13 protein-coding genes and 1 pseudogene are annotated in these 14555 nt (G+C 66.2%); 7 read left to right on the top strand and 7 right to left on the bottom strand.

The features are described 5' to 3' along the window. The 6 genes and pseudogenes from AC5I49_RS21095 to paaE form a co-directional block, all read left to right on the top strand. Nucleotides 1–422, top strand: a pseudogene (locus tag AC5I49_RS21095) (phenylacetate--CoA ligase); the annotation flags it as partial. Between the two features lie 45 nt (nt 423–467). Continuing rightward, complete coding sequence (gene paaA / locus AC5I49_RS21090) at nt 468–1490, top strand: 1,2-phenylacetyl-CoA epoxidase subunit PaaA (RefSeq protein WP_012202742.1); 1023 nt, start codon at nt 468–470, stop codon at nt 1488–1490. Beyond that, a complete protein-coding gene (gene paaB, locus AC5I49_RS21085; protein ID WP_016454266.1) occupies nt 1487–1792 on the top strand; it encodes a 1,2-phenylacetyl-CoA epoxidase subunit PaaB in 306 nt (101 codons plus the stop codon). The genes paaA and paaB overlap by 4 nt, the downstream gene beginning before the upstream one ends. A 13-nt stretch (nt 1793–1805) precedes the next feature. Further along, a complete protein-coding gene (gene paaC, locus AC5I49_RS21080; RefSeq protein WP_013804630.1) occupies nt 1806–2594 on the top strand; it encodes a 1,2-phenylacetyl-CoA epoxidase subunit PaaC in 789 nt (262 codons plus the stop codon). Then, a complete protein-coding gene (gene paaD, locus AC5I49_RS21075; RefSeq protein ID WP_046240026.1) occupies nt 2594–3163 on the top strand; it encodes a 1,2-phenylacetyl-CoA epoxidase subunit PaaD in 570 nt (189 codons plus the stop codon). Before paaC ends, paaD begins: the two co-directional genes overlap by 1 nt. After that, nucleotides 3160–4257: a 1,2-phenylacetyl-CoA epoxidase subunit PaaE gene (gene paaE, locus AC5I49_RS21070; RefSeq protein WP_252652395.1), complete on the top strand. Its 1098-nt coding sequence runs from the start codon at nt 3160–3162 to the stop codon at nt 4255–4257. Before paaD ends, paaE begins: the two co-directional genes overlap by 4 nt. Before the next feature lie 33 nt (nt 4258–4290). Here the strand turns inward: paaE and AC5I49_RS21065 are convergent, their stop codons facing one another. The 7 genes from AC5I49_RS21065 to AC5I49_RS21035 form a co-directional block, all read right to left on the bottom strand. Further along, nucleotides 4291–4983, bottom strand: coding sequence for a hypothetical protein (locus tag AC5I49_RS21065; RefSeq protein ID WP_016449342.1), 693 nt, complete (start codon nt 4981–4983; stop codon nt 4291–4293). Nucleotides 4984–4985: 2 nt separating this feature from the next. Further along, complete coding sequence (locus tag AC5I49_RS21060) at nt 4986–5294, bottom strand: hypothetical protein (protein WP_227469571.1); 309 nt, start codon at nt 5292–5294, stop codon at nt 4986–4988. A 396-nt stretch (nt 5295–5690) separates the two neighbouring features. Then, a complete protein-coding gene (locus AC5I49_RS21055; RefSeq protein ID WP_495789838.1) occupies nt 5691–7145 on the bottom strand; it encodes a SulP family inorganic anion transporter in 1455 nt (484 codons plus the stop codon). A 349-nt stretch (nt 7146–7494) separates the two neighbouring features. After that, complete coding sequence (locus AC5I49_RS21050) at nt 7495–8748, bottom strand: type II toxin-antitoxin system HipA family toxin (RefSeq protein ID WP_160855322.1); 1254 nt, start codon at nt 8746–8748, stop codon at nt 7495–7497. Further along, a complete protein-coding gene (locus AC5I49_RS21045; RefSeq protein WP_160855320.1) occupies nt 8732–9052 on the bottom strand; it encodes a helix-turn-helix transcriptional regulator in 321 nt (106 codons plus the stop codon). The genes AC5I49_RS21050 and AC5I49_RS21045 overlap by 17 nt, the downstream gene beginning before the upstream one ends. Nucleotides 9053–9272: 220 nt before the next feature. Beyond that, complete coding sequence (ssb, locus tag AC5I49_RS21040) at nt 9273–9839, bottom strand: single-stranded DNA-binding protein (RefSeq protein ID WP_016449346.1); 567 nt, start codon at nt 9837–9839, stop codon at nt 9273–9275. 159 nt (nt 9840–9998) lie between these two features. Next, the gene (locus AC5I49_RS21035) at nt 9999–11174 is read right to left on the bottom strand and encodes an MFS transporter (protein WP_495789845.1); all 1176 of its coding nucleotides are present in this window, start codon (nt 11172–11174) and stop codon (nt 9999–10001) included. A 273-nt stretch (nt 11175–11447) separates the two neighbouring features. Here AC5I49_RS21035 and uvrA point away from each other — a divergent pair, with 273 nt between their 5' ends. Then, nucleotides 11448–14555: an excinuclease ABC subunit UvrA gene (uvrA, locus tag AC5I49_RS21030; RefSeq protein WP_047218908.1), complete on the top strand. Its 3108-nt coding sequence runs from the start codon at nt 11448–11450 to the stop codon at nt 14553–14555.

The following is a 14555-nucleotide window of genomic DNA, read 5'->3' as shown; positions in this document are numbered from 1 at the left end:
CCATGCCCATCATTCGCTACCGCACGCGGGACCTGACGCGGCTGCTGGCGCCGACTTCGCGCAGCTTCCGGCGCATGGGCAAGATCGTGGGGCGCAGCGACGACATGATGATCATCCGCGGCGTCAACGTCTTTCCGACCCAGATCGAGGAAATCGTGCTGGCCAATGCCAGCCTCACGGGCCTGTACCAGATGCACATCAGCCGTGAAGGCCTGCTGGACACCGTCGAGGTGCACTGCGAGCTGCAGCCGCAGCGGCGCGGCCTGGGCGATGCCGAGCGCGGCGAGATCGCGCAGTGGGTGCAGCAGCGCATCAAGACCCTGGTGGGCATTTCCACGGCGGTGCGCGTCTTCGATCCCGACACCATCGAGCGCACGCAGACCGGCAAGGCCCGGCGCGTGTACGACAGGCGGCCGCGTTGAGGCACCGCCGGCCGTCGTCAACCATTTCACTGAAGGAGATCGCACATGTACACCCAGGCCATGGACACCATGGGCAAGGAAGCGGGCGATGGCGGCAAGGCCGTGCGCTCGGCCGACGAAATGCGCCTGCAGCAGCGCTTTGACGAGCGCATCGATGCCGGCGAATTCATCGAGGCCAAGGACTGGATGCCCGACAACTACCGCAAGACGCTGCTGCGCCAGATCAGCCAGCATGCGCACAGCGAGATCGTCGGCATGCTGCCCGAGGGCAACTGGATCAGCCGCGCGCCCACCCTCAAGCGCAAGGCCATCCTGCTGGCCAAGGTGCAGGACGAGGGCGGCCATGGCCTGTACCTCTACGCGGCCGCCGAGACGCTGGGCAGCAGCCGCGACCAGATGCTGCACGCGCTGCACACGGGCAAGGCCAAGTACAGCTCCATCTTCAACTACCCCACGCTGACCTGGGCCGACATGGGCACCATCGGCTGGCTGGTGGACGGCGCGGCCATCATGAACCAGGTGCCCATCTGCCGCTGCTCCTATGCGCCCTATGCGCGCGCCATGGTGCGCATCTGCCGCGAGGAGAGCTTTCACCAGCGCCAGGGCTACGAGGCGCTGCTGACCATGATGCAGCAGGGCACCGAGGCGCAGAAGGCCATGGTGCAGGACGCCGTCAACCGCTGGTGGTGGCCGTCCATCATGATGTTCGGTCCTCCCGACGACCAGTCTCCCAACAGCGCGCAGTCCATGCGCTGGGGCATCAAGCGCATCTCCAACGACGCGCTGCGCCAGAAGTTCATCGACGCCACGGTGGACCAGGCCAAGGTGCTGGGCGTCACCCTGCCCGATCCCGACCTGAAATGGAACGAGGCCCGCCAGGCCCATGACCATGGCCCCATCGACTGGGACGAGTTCTGGCGCGTGATCGCCGGAGACGGCCCCTGCAACCGCGAGCGCCTGGGCGCCCGCGTCAAGGCCTGGGACGAAGGCGCCTGGGTGCGCGAGGCCGCCCTGGCCCATGCCCGCAAGCAGACACAGAGAAACCAGACCCGCAAGGAGGCCGCATGACCACCGTCGAACAGAACATCACCAACGAATGGCCGCTGTGGGAAGTCTTCGTCCGCAGCAAGGCCGGCCTGGACCACAAGCACTGCGGCAGCCTGCATGCGGCCGACCCGCAGATGGCGCTGCAGATGGCGCGCGATGTCTACACGCGGCGCCAGGAGGGCGTGAGCGTCTGGGTGGTGCGCTCGGACCAGATCGTGGCCAGCGACCCCGGCGACAAGGACATGTTCTTCGACCCGGCCCAGGACAAGGTCTACCGCCATCCGACCTTCTACCAGCTGCCGCCCTCGGTGGACCACATGTGAGCGGGGTGCAGCCATGAACGCCTCCGCCTCGGCCTCCTCCATCGCCATCGACGCCCGCCCCGAGGTGCAGTACCTGCTGCGCCTGGGCGATACCTGCCTGATCCTGGCCCAGCGCCTGGGCCAGTGGTGCGGCCACGCGCCCATCCTCGAAGAGGACATCGCCATGACCAACATGGCGCTGGACCTGGTCGGCCAGGCGCGTGCGCTGCTCACGCGCGCCGGCCAGCTCGAAGGCCGCGCGCACGACGAGGACCAGCTCGCCTTTCTGCGCGACGAGCGCGACTACTTCAATGCCACGCTGGCCGAGCTGCCGCGCGGCGACTTCGCCTTCACCGTGCTGCGCAACGCCATGGCCGCCACTTGGCTGCGCCTGATGTGGGAGCGTCTGGTGCACTCCAGCGACGCCGAGCTGGCCGCCATCGCCGCCAAGGCGCTCAAGGAAGCGCGCTACCACGAGCAGCACGCGGGCGACTGGGTGGTGCGCCTGGGCGACGGCACCGAGGAATCGCGCCAGCGCATGGAGGCGGCCCTGGCCCAGCTGTGGCGCTATGCGGCCGAGCTGTTCACCGACGACGCCACGGACGCCGCCGCACGTGCCAGCGGCCTGGGCCCGGCCTGGTCCGAGCTGCGCGAGCCCTGGCAGGCCGAAATGGCCGCCCTGCTGCAGGAGGCCACGCTGGACATGCCGGCCGAATCCGCCTTCCGCAGCACGGGCCGCAACGGCGTTCACAGCGAGCACATGGGCTTCATCCTGGCCGAGATGCAGCACCTGCAGCGCGCCTATCCGGGCGGGGTGTGGTGATGGCTGCCGCACGGCTGGTGGCCGTCACATCCGCCTCGGCCGAGCGCGAGCGCCTGGCCTGGGCCGCGCTGCAGGACGTGCCCGATCCCGAGGTGCCCGTGATCTCGGTCTGCGAGCTGGGCATCGTGCGCGAGGTCCATGCCCTGCCCGAAGGCCAGGGCATGGAGATCGTGCTCACGCCCACCTACTCGGGCTGCCCGGCCACCGAGGTCATAGAGCGCAGCGTGCTCGAGGCCATCGAGGCCGCCGGCCTGGGCCCCGCGCGCGCCGTGCTGCGCCGCGCCCCGGCCTGGACCACGGACTGGATCAGCGACGACGGCCGGCGCAAGCTGCGCGAGTACGGCATCGCGCCCCCAGGGCGCTGCGGCGACTCCGGCCTGCCGGAAGGCACCTCGCCCATCCGCCTGGTGCGCCGCCGCCAGGGCATTGCCGCGCCCGAGCCCATTGCCTGCCCGCACTGCGGCAGCGTGCACACCGAGCGGCTGTCGGCCTTCGGCGCCACGGCCTGCAAGGCCCTGCACCGCTGCCTGGACTGCCGCGAACCCTTCGAACACTTCAAGCCGATATGACCACGACCACGATGTTCCACCCGCTGCGCGTGCGCAGCATTGCGCCCGACACGGCCGAGGCCGTGGTCGTCTCCTTCGACGTGCCGCCCGCGCTGCGCGAGGTCTTCGGCTTCACCCAGGGCCAGTACCTGACGCTGCGCCACCAGATCGACGGCCAGGACCTGCGCCGCAGCTACTCCATCTGCGCAGGCGTGGATGACGGCGAGCTGCGCGTGGGCGTGCGCAAGGTGCGCGGTGGCCAGTTCTCCAACTGGATCAACGAGCATCTGCGCCCCGGCGACACGCTGCAGGTCATGGCGCCCCAGGGCCGCTTCTTCGTGCCCATCGAGCCCGGGGCCGCGCGCCACCATGTGGGCATCGCCGGCGGCAGCGGCATCACGCCCATCCTGTCCATCATGAAGACCGTGCTGGCGCGCGAGCCCGCCAGCCGCTTCACGCTGATCTACGGCAACCGCCAGCTGCAGTCCACCATGTTCAAGGAGGAGATCGAGGACCTCAAGAACCGCTACATGTCGCGGCTGTCGCTGCAGCATGTGTTCTCGGACGAACACACCGACCTGCCGCTGAACATGGGCGTGATGGACCGAACCAAGATCGCCGAATTCCTGCAGGGCGTGGTGCCGGCCGCGCACATCGACCATGTCTACATCTGCGGACCCTTCCAGATGAACGACGAGGCCGAGGCCGCCCTGCTGGCTGCCGGCGTGCCCGAGGAGCGCATCCACATCGAGCGCTTCGGCGTGGCCCTGCCGGTCGCAGGCCAGGGCACGGTGGGCGCCGTGGTGCACGAGGCCCAGCCCGGCGACGCCGCCACCGCCCGCATCACCCTGGTGCGCGACGGCCTCTCGCGCGAGATCCCCTTCACGCGCGGCCAGGCCAGCATCCTGGATGCGGCCTCCTCGGCCGGGCTGGAAGTGCCCTATTCCTGCACCTCGGGCGTCTGCGGCACCTGCCGCGCCAAGGTGGTCGAGGGCGAGGTGCGCATGGAGCGCAACTTCGCCCTCGACAAGAATGAGGTCGCCTGCGGCTTTGTCCTGACCTGCCAGGCGCATCCGCTGACCGAGCGCGTGGTGCTGTCGTTCGATGAGCGGTGAGGGCGCCTGCGTTCTGGAGCAGGGCAGGAAGACTCAGGGAAACAGTGTCGAAAGCATGTGCTTTGGCACTGGCAGCCCATCAGATGCTTCGATGAAATGCAGACCCTTGGATGCGGGCTGTATGGACTGAAACGCGGAAGGAAAGCGCGGCAGCTGCACATGGTGCTTGCTCTTGCATTCCTCGCAGGCGTGGAACTGCGGCTGGAAGACTTTGTTTTTATGGCTTCCCACGGGACCGTTGGCATCCCAGACGGCCAGCGATGCCTCGGTGGAAACCGGCTTGCACAGATTCTTCCAGTCCAGTGCCCCGTGCACGACCATGTAGAAGCCAATCAGGTTGGAAACCAGGTCTTCCTGGCTGAATCCACTGTCTGTGAGGAGCGACATGGATGCCTGCAGGCTCTCGAAGCCCATGGAAACCTCCATGAATATGGCCAGGGCCACGGAGCGCTTCGCTGAAAGAGACAGGCCTTTCTTGACGAGATAGAACTTGGCAAATTCCTGGGTCAGGCCAAAGCGCCCCATGGATTGCTTGTATTGAATCAGATGGCTGTCGGAGTGACCGGGAATCCCGATGCCGCGCTCATGCAGTATGTCTTTCCAGAGATAGGCCGCACTGGCGTAGCGATTGCGATGGCTCTCGACCGATTGGAGGTGGCCCAGGTCAATCCATCCGCAGTTGCAGGTATAGATGAGTCTTCGGGGTATGTGGGATCTGCTGGACATGTTCAGTCGTAATGGGTGAGCGTGACCTTGCACAGGCCTGTTGCGATTGCCTGGGTGACCGCCAGTACGGCAACTTCGCCGGCCGATGACGCGTATTGCGCGTATTGGACAAGGCGCTCTCCCTCGGGGACAAACGATGCGGCGGCATTTCCGGCTTCGATGGATCTCTGGTGGAAATCCTTCTGGCGCAGGTAGCTGGTGAGGGCCGCAGTGGCCTCGGTGATGTCCTTGGCGCTGGTCTCGAAGGTCATCTCGGACTGCGGGGGCTTGTTGCCATCACCGACGGAGCCGAAGTAGGTGGGCTGCGCCATCGTCCCTGTCGCTGGCGCATTGCGTATCAGGGAAGAGATGCCTACGTAATATCTGAGCGATCCCCGCTCAGGCGAGTAGTCCTCCTGGGAGATGAGAAACCCATACACGGCCAACCAGGATGCGGATGCGGCAAAGACCAGGAGGACAAGGCCCAAGATAACGGATCTGAGTCGCATGGAAGAGATGGAACGGGTTCGGGGAGGTGACAGCGGTCCAGATCCTAAATGAGCGGGCTGGAATCTTTATTTCAAAAGAGTAACTCTTTGAAATAGAGAATTTTCTGAATGCCACATTCGATATTTGACGGATTTCTCTTTGCGAAAGAGCAGACCGCGTCTGCCCCAGGAAAGCAAGCGGTCTGCCAGCGCAGGGAAACCATGCCCGGGGCAGGTTTCCTACTCGATGCCGATATCCAGCCGCGACACCAGTGCCCGGCCGTGTTCGTTCAGGCCCGTCACCTCGACCTTGCTGCCGTGCTTGCGCAGGCGCTGGCAGACCTTGTCCAGCGCATTGACGGCCGTGATGTCCCAGAAATGGGCGTTGGTCAGTTCGATGCGCACGGGCCGGCCTTCGATGTCCCGCACGTCGAAGGCATCGACCAACTGGTCGGCCGAGGCAAAGAAGACCTGGCCCGAGACGCGGTAGGTCAGGCCTGCGCCGTCCTGCGTCTTCTCGACGGACAGCAGCCTTGAGACCTTGAAGGTGAAGAACACCCCGCTGAGCAGCACGCCGACGCCCACGCCGGCGGCCAGGTTGTCCGTGGCCACGGTGACCACCACGGTGGCCAGCATCACGGCGCTGGACAGCTTGGGATGCCTGAGCAGGGCGCGGGCCGATCCCCAGTCCAGCGTGGAGGCCGACACCATCACCATGATGGCCACCAGCGCCGCCACCGGCACCTGGGACACCCAGGGCTTGAGCAGCACCATCAGGATGAGCAGGAAGGCGCCCGCGAACAGCGTGGACAGCCGGCCCCGGCCGCCGTAGCGCACATTGCCCACGGTCTGGCCGATCATGGCGCAGCCCGCGATGCCGCCGAACAGGCTGGCCGCGATGTTGGCCACGCCGATGCCGCTGCACTCGCGGTTCTTGGAGCTGGGCGTGTCCGTGAGTTCATCGACCACGCTGGCCGTCATCATGGACTCCAGCAATCCCACCATGGCGATCGCCAGCGCGGGCAGGGCGATCAGGCGCAGCGTCTCCAGCGACCACGGCACCTGCGGCAGCCCGAAGCTGGGCAGGCCGTCCGGCAGCAGGCCCAGGTCGGCGACCGTCTTCAGGGGCAGGTCCAGCCAATTCGCCGCCACCGTCAGCACCACGATGCAGACCAGGGGCGAGGGCACGGCCGTGGTCAGCCGGGGCAGGCCGTAGATGATCAGCAGGCCGGCGCCCACCATGGCCCAGGTGGCGGCATTGGCGCCGATCAGGTGCGGCATCTGGGCCGAGAAGATCAGGATGGCCAGCGCATTGACGAAGCCCGTGCGCACCGAGCCCGACACATAGCGCATCAGCACGCCCAGGCGCAGCACGCCGAACAGGATCTGCACGGCCCCCGCAAGAATGCCGGCTGCAAAAAGATACTGCACGCCATGCGCATGCACCAGCGGCGCTGCCACCAGGGCGACCGAGCCCGCGGCCGCCGACACCATGGCCGGGCGCGCGCCCGTGAAGGCGATGACGATGCTGATGATGAAAGACGCGAACAGCCCGACGGCAGGATCGACGCCAGCCACGAAGGAAAAGGCGATGACCTCGGGGATCAGCGCAAAGGTGGCCACGGCGCCGGCCATGAGCTCGCGCGGAATGCTGGGCGCCCACTCGGCGCGAAAGGGATGGGGATGCTTCGACATGGAAATGGCCAGCCCCGCCGCGCTGGGTGTGGCAGGGCGGGGCAGGATTTTGTAGACGGGAATGAACATGCCGGGCGTCGGGCGATGCCCGAAACAACCTGGCGGCTTGTACGGTTCGACCGTGCTACGGCGGCGCCAGGCGGGTGCAGCCCGAGCGCCGGCTCTGCGAGCCGCGCGCGATGCGGGCCAGCGTGAAGCTGTGAAGGCGTGCGGCATCGCGGCTGCGCGCTTGGCGAGCCCCGGGTTGACGGTGCCGGTGGACTGAAATCACGGGCGCGATTGTACGAGGGGGGGGTTCGGGGGGGCGGGAAGCGCCGCGCCGATCATGAAGGCGCCATGGATGCGGCGCCTATGATGTGGCCGCTTTGATATTCGCTTGAAGAATTCTCGAGATATTCTGTTCTGTTTGCCTGCGGATGGCGCCATCGTATTCCTGCACTCGTGCAGAGAATAAAGATGCCTCCTGCGCAACTCTCGAAATGACTTCCATTGTTTCTTTTTTGCTGACTCCAGCTTCCTTGCCGAGCTGGTGCAGATGCGCCAATCTAATAATGGATGCCTCGCCTGCTACGTCCATTTGATGGTAGCCGCCCGGCCCTCGATTGAAGGTTATGTCATAAACCGGGGCAAGCTTCCAATGGCCATCCTTTCCCATCCTGAAGGAGAAATTCTTTCCGTGGTCATCGCGATTGTTGAAAATCACGTTGAACACAGCGCGTTCAAAGGCTTTTTTCACTTCCCTTGAATCTCTGGTCAGGAATCGTGTTGCCTGAATCAAGGTGATATAGCCGATGGACCCGGCCACCCGGAAATCAGCGCCAACAAATGCAGCCAAGGTGTGGACAGGAACGCGGTACTTGCCTTCTCTGTCGAAGCGTTTGATGCCAAAGGCAGACAGACCCTGTCCCAAATCCAAGCTGACGGTAGGCGGCGCCTCAAGCCCGCATGCACTGGCAGACTTGACGTAGAGGTCCTCAATGGCACAAACCTCGGAGTGTTCATTCATTGCGGGAAATTTCACCAGCCAAGGTTCAGCGCCCTCCATGGGTACGGTGCTCGCGCGATGTGTCTCGCTATTCAGATAGACCAGCGCCTTGGGCCGAGCCCCATGAGGCGAACCACCCACCAGGGCAAGTTGCGCGAGCAGAGCTGTGTCCTTGTCCTCAAGCACTTGTTGCACTTCTTGTGCAAGCATTGCCATAGGAATATCTGCTTGAGGCTGTTTCATGAAACTATCAGCAGGTGCAAATGTCATTGCACCTAATGCGCTGTCACCGACATATGCCAATCGATCCAGCGCAGATAACCGAGCAGGATCCAAACCACGCTTTTGGAATAGTTTGTCCATCAGGAGCAAACCCCATCCATCCGGCAAAGAATCGTAGACAGGGCCTGGTAGACCTAATTGGTGTCTTGGTAGAGATCTGGAGAAATCTCGTCCCTTTACAAGCGGAAAAAGGTAGGGCGATAGCTCCAGTCCCTTGGCAAAAGCCTCGTCGGTATATTCAAAAATAATGCTGCTTCTGGCGTCGGCTGCACCCAGGGTAGCCCAATGGAATTTGTCGCCCCAGCCTTCGTAGTAGACATTAATCTTCTGAACCATGTGAAGCTTTCGGGGAACGCACTCGCTGAGGAAGAGTTGAAATCCTTTCAAGCTCTTCAATCGTGCGTGGTTGATAAAGAAACAGCTCTTCAAGCTGAATGGCAAGGCCCAGCACCTGTACAACGGCAATCACGGTCTCGAATGAGACGTTCTTGCCTGCCTCCATGTTGACGATGGTGGCCTTGGATACGCCTACACGGCTAGCCAGTTCCGCCTGAGTGAACTTTTGGGCGATGCGATGCTTGCGCAGCCGTAACGATAGCTCTGCCGCGATTTGTGAGGAAGAGTAAAGCCCAAGATTCATTATTTTTGTCTTTAAATATTAAATGCTCATCCAAAGATAAATATTTTATTCTTTATACAGGAGATGATCAAGGTCTGGCTGGCTTGCACAGCTGCGGCACATCCGCTGCGGCCTGGGTCTCGGTTCGCTTCAGCGGGGTCGGCATGCGACAGGCAAAGAAAAAGCCCGCCTCTCCGAAGAGCAGGCGGGCCCGAATCAACAAAAACAATCCTTGTCGGATTTAGAACGGAATGTCGTCATCCATGTCGTCAAAGCCCGAGGCTGCGCGCTGCGGCGGGGGAGCCATGGGTGCGGGAGCGGGGCGCTGGGCAGGGGCCTGGCGCGGTGCGGGCGCTGCCATGGGGGCAGGGGCCGGGCGGCGCTGTTGCTGCTGGGGAGGGGCGTCGTAGCCGCTGTCGCCATAGCCTTCATCGCCATAGCCGCCGCCTTGCTGGCCACCGCCGCCGCCTTGGCGGCTGCCCAGCATCTGCATGGTGTCGGCGCGGATTTCGGTGGCGTAGCGTTCCTGGCCGGAGGCCTGGTCGGTCCACTTGCGCGTGCGCAGGCTGCCTTCGACATAGACCTGGCTGCCCTTGCGCAGGTACTGGCCCACGATTTCGGCCAGGCGGCCGTTGAAGACCACGCGGTGCCACTCGGTGGCTTCCTTGTTCTCGCCCGTGTTCTTGTCGCGCCAGCGGTCGGTGGTGGCGATGGTCACGTTGGCCACCTGGTCGCCACTCGGGAAGGTGCGCATTTCGGGGTCGCGCCCGAGGTTGCCGACGATGATGACCTTGTTGACGGATGCCATGAGTGAAATACCTTTACAGAGAGAAGTGGCCCGGGCATAGAAGGATGGATCCCGGGCCAGACGCGCCATTGTGCCGCAAGCCGTCCGCCGTTGGCAGGGGGCGGATATGCCGGTGCAGCGGCTGGCTGCAGCAGTTTGTAACCGTCGGAAAACTGCCGTTCAGCCGTGGCGGCCCACGGGGCGCAGCGGCCAGGTGACGACCAGCCACAGCACGGTCAGGACGCTCGTCAGGGTGAACAGGCCCGGCATGCCGGCCCATTTGGCGACGGCGCCGCCCAGCGCGCCGCCTGCGAACAGGCCCAGCGATTGCAGCGTGTTGTAGGCGCCCAGCGCCGCGCCGCGCAGCGGAGCCGGCGCCATGCGCGAGACCAGGCTGGGCTGGGTGGCCTCCAGCGCGTTGAAGCCGCAGAAGAACACGAACATCAGCACGGCCATGGCCCACAGCGGCGGCTGCGTGCCGCCGGCCGCCAGCAGGCCCAGGCCGATCTGCACGAGGGTGATCAGGGCGATGGCGCCCAGCAGGGCCGCGCGCAGGCGCCCGCGCCGCTCCATGGCGAACAGGCCGCCCATGGCGGCGAAGGACAGCACCACGGCCGGCAGGTAGACATGCCAGTGCGCCTGCTTGTCCAGGCCTGCCTGCACCAGCATGGCGGGCACGGCCACCCACATGGACATCTGCACGGTGTGCAGCACGAAGACGCCCAGGTTCAGGCGCACCAGGTCGCCATGGCGCCACAGCTCGGCCATGCGGCCGCGCGGCTGGTCGGCGTGGCGCGCGGGCTCGGGCGGGACGACCCAGAGCACGACGGCAATGCCCGCCAGCGCCAGGGCGCAGGTCAGGCCGAAGATGCCGGGCAGCCCGCCCCATGCCGCCAGCAGGGGACTGAGCACCAGGGCCAGCGCGAACATGAGGCCGATGCTGCCGCCCACCATGGCCATGGCCTTGGTGCGCACGCTGTCGCGCGTGAGGTCGGCCAGCAGCGCGGTCACGGCGGCGGAGACGGCGCCCGCGCCCTGCAGGCCCCGGCCCCACATCAGGCCCAGCAGCGAGTCGGCCGTGGCCGCCAGCAGGCTGCCCGCAGCAAAGACCAGCAGCCCGGCGACGATGACGCGCTTGCGCCCGAAGCGGTCCGAAGCCAGGCCCAGCGGCAGCTGGAACACGGCCTGGGTGAGCCCGTACAGGCCCATGGCCAGGCCGATCATGGCCGGATCATCCCCGCCCGGGTATTTGCGGGCCTCCAGCGCGAACACCGGCAGCACCAGGAACAGGCCCAGCATGCGCAGCGCAAAGATCAGCGCCAGGCTGGCGCTGGATCGGCGTTCCTGCGAGGTCATGCGGCCCGATGCGGCCGAGGAGGGGGCTGGCGCCTGGGCGCCGTGGACGGGTGTGGGGGAATCGAGCACGGGGTGCACTGTTGTGGGGGCAAGCAATCCGCCATTCTCGCCCATAGGCCGGCGCTGCGGGGTGGCTGGGTTATGCAAGGCAGTGCAAGACAGTTTTGTGAAGGGGCGCCGCAGAAGGCCCAGCCGCCCCGCAGACCGAGCCGCCATGCGGTGGCACGGGTTCTGACCTATCATGGCGGGTTCGCCTTCGCAGGGGTTTTCCCGATGCCTGGTTCCCACACGATTTCCGAAGACGGCGGCCTGGACCGGGCCGCCGACTCCCGCTCCCAGCCCGACGGCCGCTACCTCGGCCAGGCGCTGGCGCAGTCACGCATCGCCATCCGCGGTGCGCGCACGCACAACCTCAAGAACATCGACCTGGACATTCCGCGCAACCGGCTGGTGGTGATCACCGGGCTGTCGGGCTCGGGCAAGTCCAGCCTGGCCTTCGACACCCTGTACGCCGAGGGCCAGCGCCGCTATGTGGAGAGCCTGTCGGCCTATGCGCGCCAGTTCCTGGGGCGGCTGGACAAGCCCGATGTGGACCTGATCGAGGGCCTGTCGCCCGCCATCAGCATCGAGCAGAAGGCCACCAGCCACAACCCGCGCTCCACCGTGGGCACGGTGACCGAGATCAACGACTACCTGCGCCTGCTGTTCGCACGCGCCGGCACGCCCTACTGCCCCGACCACAACCTGCCGCTGCAGTCCCAGACCATCAGCCAGATGGTGGATGCGGCCCTGGCCCTGCCCGAGGACACGCGCCTCATGGTGCTGGGGCCGCTGGCGCGCAACAAGAAGGGCGAGTTCGCCGAGCTGTTCGCGCAGATGCAGGCCCAGGGCTATGTGCGCTTTCGCATCGACGGCAAGATCCACGAGTCCCATTCCCTGCCCGCGCTGGAGAAGAACGAGCGCCACGACATCGACGTGGTGATCGACCGCCTCAAGGTGCGTGCCGACGCCCAGCAGCGCCTGGCCGAGAGCTTCGAGGCCGCCCTGCGCGCGGGCGGCGCCGACGCCGGCGGCCGCGTGATCGCCCTGGAGATGGACAGCGGCAAGGAGCACCTCTTCAGCGCCAAGTTCGCCTGCCCGCTGTGCAGCTATTCGCTGCCCGAGCTGGAGCCGCGCCTGTTCTCGTTCAACTCGCCCATGGGCGCCTGCCCGGGCTGCGATGGCCTGGGCTGCACGGAGTCCTTCGATCCCGAGCGCGTGGTGGCCTTTCCCACGCTGAGCCTGGCCAGCGGCGCCGTCAAGGGCTGGGACCGGCGCAACGGCTACTACTTCTCCATGCTGGAGAGCGTGGCGCGCCACTATGGCGCCGATGTGGAGCTGCCCTTCGAGGAGCTGCCCGAGAAGGTGCGCAACGTGATGCTGTGGGGCTCGGGCGAGGAGGAAATGCCCTTCACCTATGTCTTCGACAGCGGTGCGCGCAAGGGCGAGACCCTGGTCAAGAGCCATCCCTTCGAGGGCATCATCCCCAACATCACGCGGCGCTGGCGCGAGACCGAGTCCAGCGTGGTGCGCGACGACCTGGCGCGGCTGCGCAGCGTCGCCGTCTGCCCCGACTGCGGCGGCACGCGGCTGCGCCGCGAGGCGCGCTTCGTGCGCATCGGCGAGGGCGAGCAGGCCCGCGCCATCTACGAGGTGGGCCACGCCACGCTGGCCGAGGCCCATGCCTGGTGCGCGTCCCTGCAGCTGTCGGGCGCCAAGGCGGAGATCGCGGGCAAGGTGGTGCGCGAGATCGCCTCGCGCCTGCTGTTCCTCAACGACGTGGGCCTGAGCTACCTGAGCCTGGAGCGCGGGGCCGACACGCTGTCCGGCGGCGAGGCCCAGCGCATCCGCCTGGCCAGCCAGATCGGCAGCGGCCTGACGGGCGTGATGTATGTGCTGGACGAGCCCAGCATCGGACTGCACCAGCGCGACAACGACAAGCTCATCGGCACGCTGCAGCACCTGCGCGACATCGGCAACAGCGTCATCGTGGTCGAGCACGACGAGGACATGATGCGCGCGGCCGACCAGATCATCGACCTGGGGCCGGGCGCGGGCGTGCATGGCGGCCGCGTCATGGCCCAGGGCAGCTACGAAGAGGTGCGCGCCAACCCCGATTCGCCCACGGGCCGCTACCTGGCGGGCACCCAGCGCATCGAAGTGCCTGCGCGGCGCACGCCCTGGCAGCCCGTGGTCGAGGCGCCGGCCGAGGGCGAGGTCCGGTCTCCTGCCAAGGGCTTCCCCGCACGCGCGGGCCAGCATCCGGCCGAGGCCGGTGCGGCTGCGCCGCAACTGCAGGCCCTGCGCGTGGTGGGCGCACGCGGCCACAACCTCAAGGGCGTGACGGCGGACTTTCCCGTGGGCCTGCTGACCTGCGTGACCGGCGTCTCGGGCTCGGGCAAGAGCACCCTGGTCAACGACACGCTCTATACCGAGGCCGCGCGCCAGATCCACCGTGCCGGCGGCGAGGCCGCGCCGCACGACGACATCATCGGCATGGGCTATTTCGACAAGGTCATCAATGTGGACCAGTCGCCCATAGGCCGCACGCCGCGCAGCAACCCGGCCACCTACACGGGCCTGTTCACGCCCATCCGCGACCTGATGGCCGAGACCAACACCGCCAAGGAGCGCGGCTACGGCCCCGGGCGCTTCTCCTTCAACGTGGCCGGCGGCCGCTGCGAGGCCTGCCAGGGCGACGGCGTGGTCAAGGTGGAGATGCACTTCCTGCCCGATGTCTACGTGCCCTGCGACATCTGCAACGGCCAGCGCTACAACCGCGAGACGCTGGAGGTGCAGTGGAAGGGCCGCAACATCTCCCAGATCCTGGAGATGACGGTGGAGGACGCCCATGCCTTCTTCAAGGACGTGCCCACCATCGCCCGCAAGCTGCAGACCCTGCTGGACGTGGGCCTGTCCTATATCCGGCTGGGCCAGAGCGCGACCACGCTGTCGGGCGGCGAGGCGCAGCGCGTCAAGCTGGCCCAGGAGCTGTCCAAGCGCGACACGGGGCGCACGCTCTACATCCTGGACGAGCCCACGACGGGCCTGCACTTCGCCGACATCGCCCTGCTGCTCAAGGTGCTGCAGCAGCTGCGCGATGCGGGCAACACCATCGTGGTCATCGAACACAACCTGGACGTGATCAAGACGGCCGACTGGATCATCGACATGGGCCCCGAAGGCGGCTCGGGCGGCGGCCAGGTGGTGGCCACGGGCACGCCCGAGGACGTGGCGGCCAACCCGGCCAGCCATACGGGGCGCTACCTGCGGCCCTATCTGGAGGCAGCGTCGGTGTCGGCTCCTGCAGCGGCCAAGGCTGGTCGCCGGAAAGCACAGTGA

Source organism: Delftia sp. (assembly GCF_059499305.1).
Note: the sequence above shows the minus strand (reverse complement) of the source record. Positions and strands in the feature narration are given on the sequence as shown.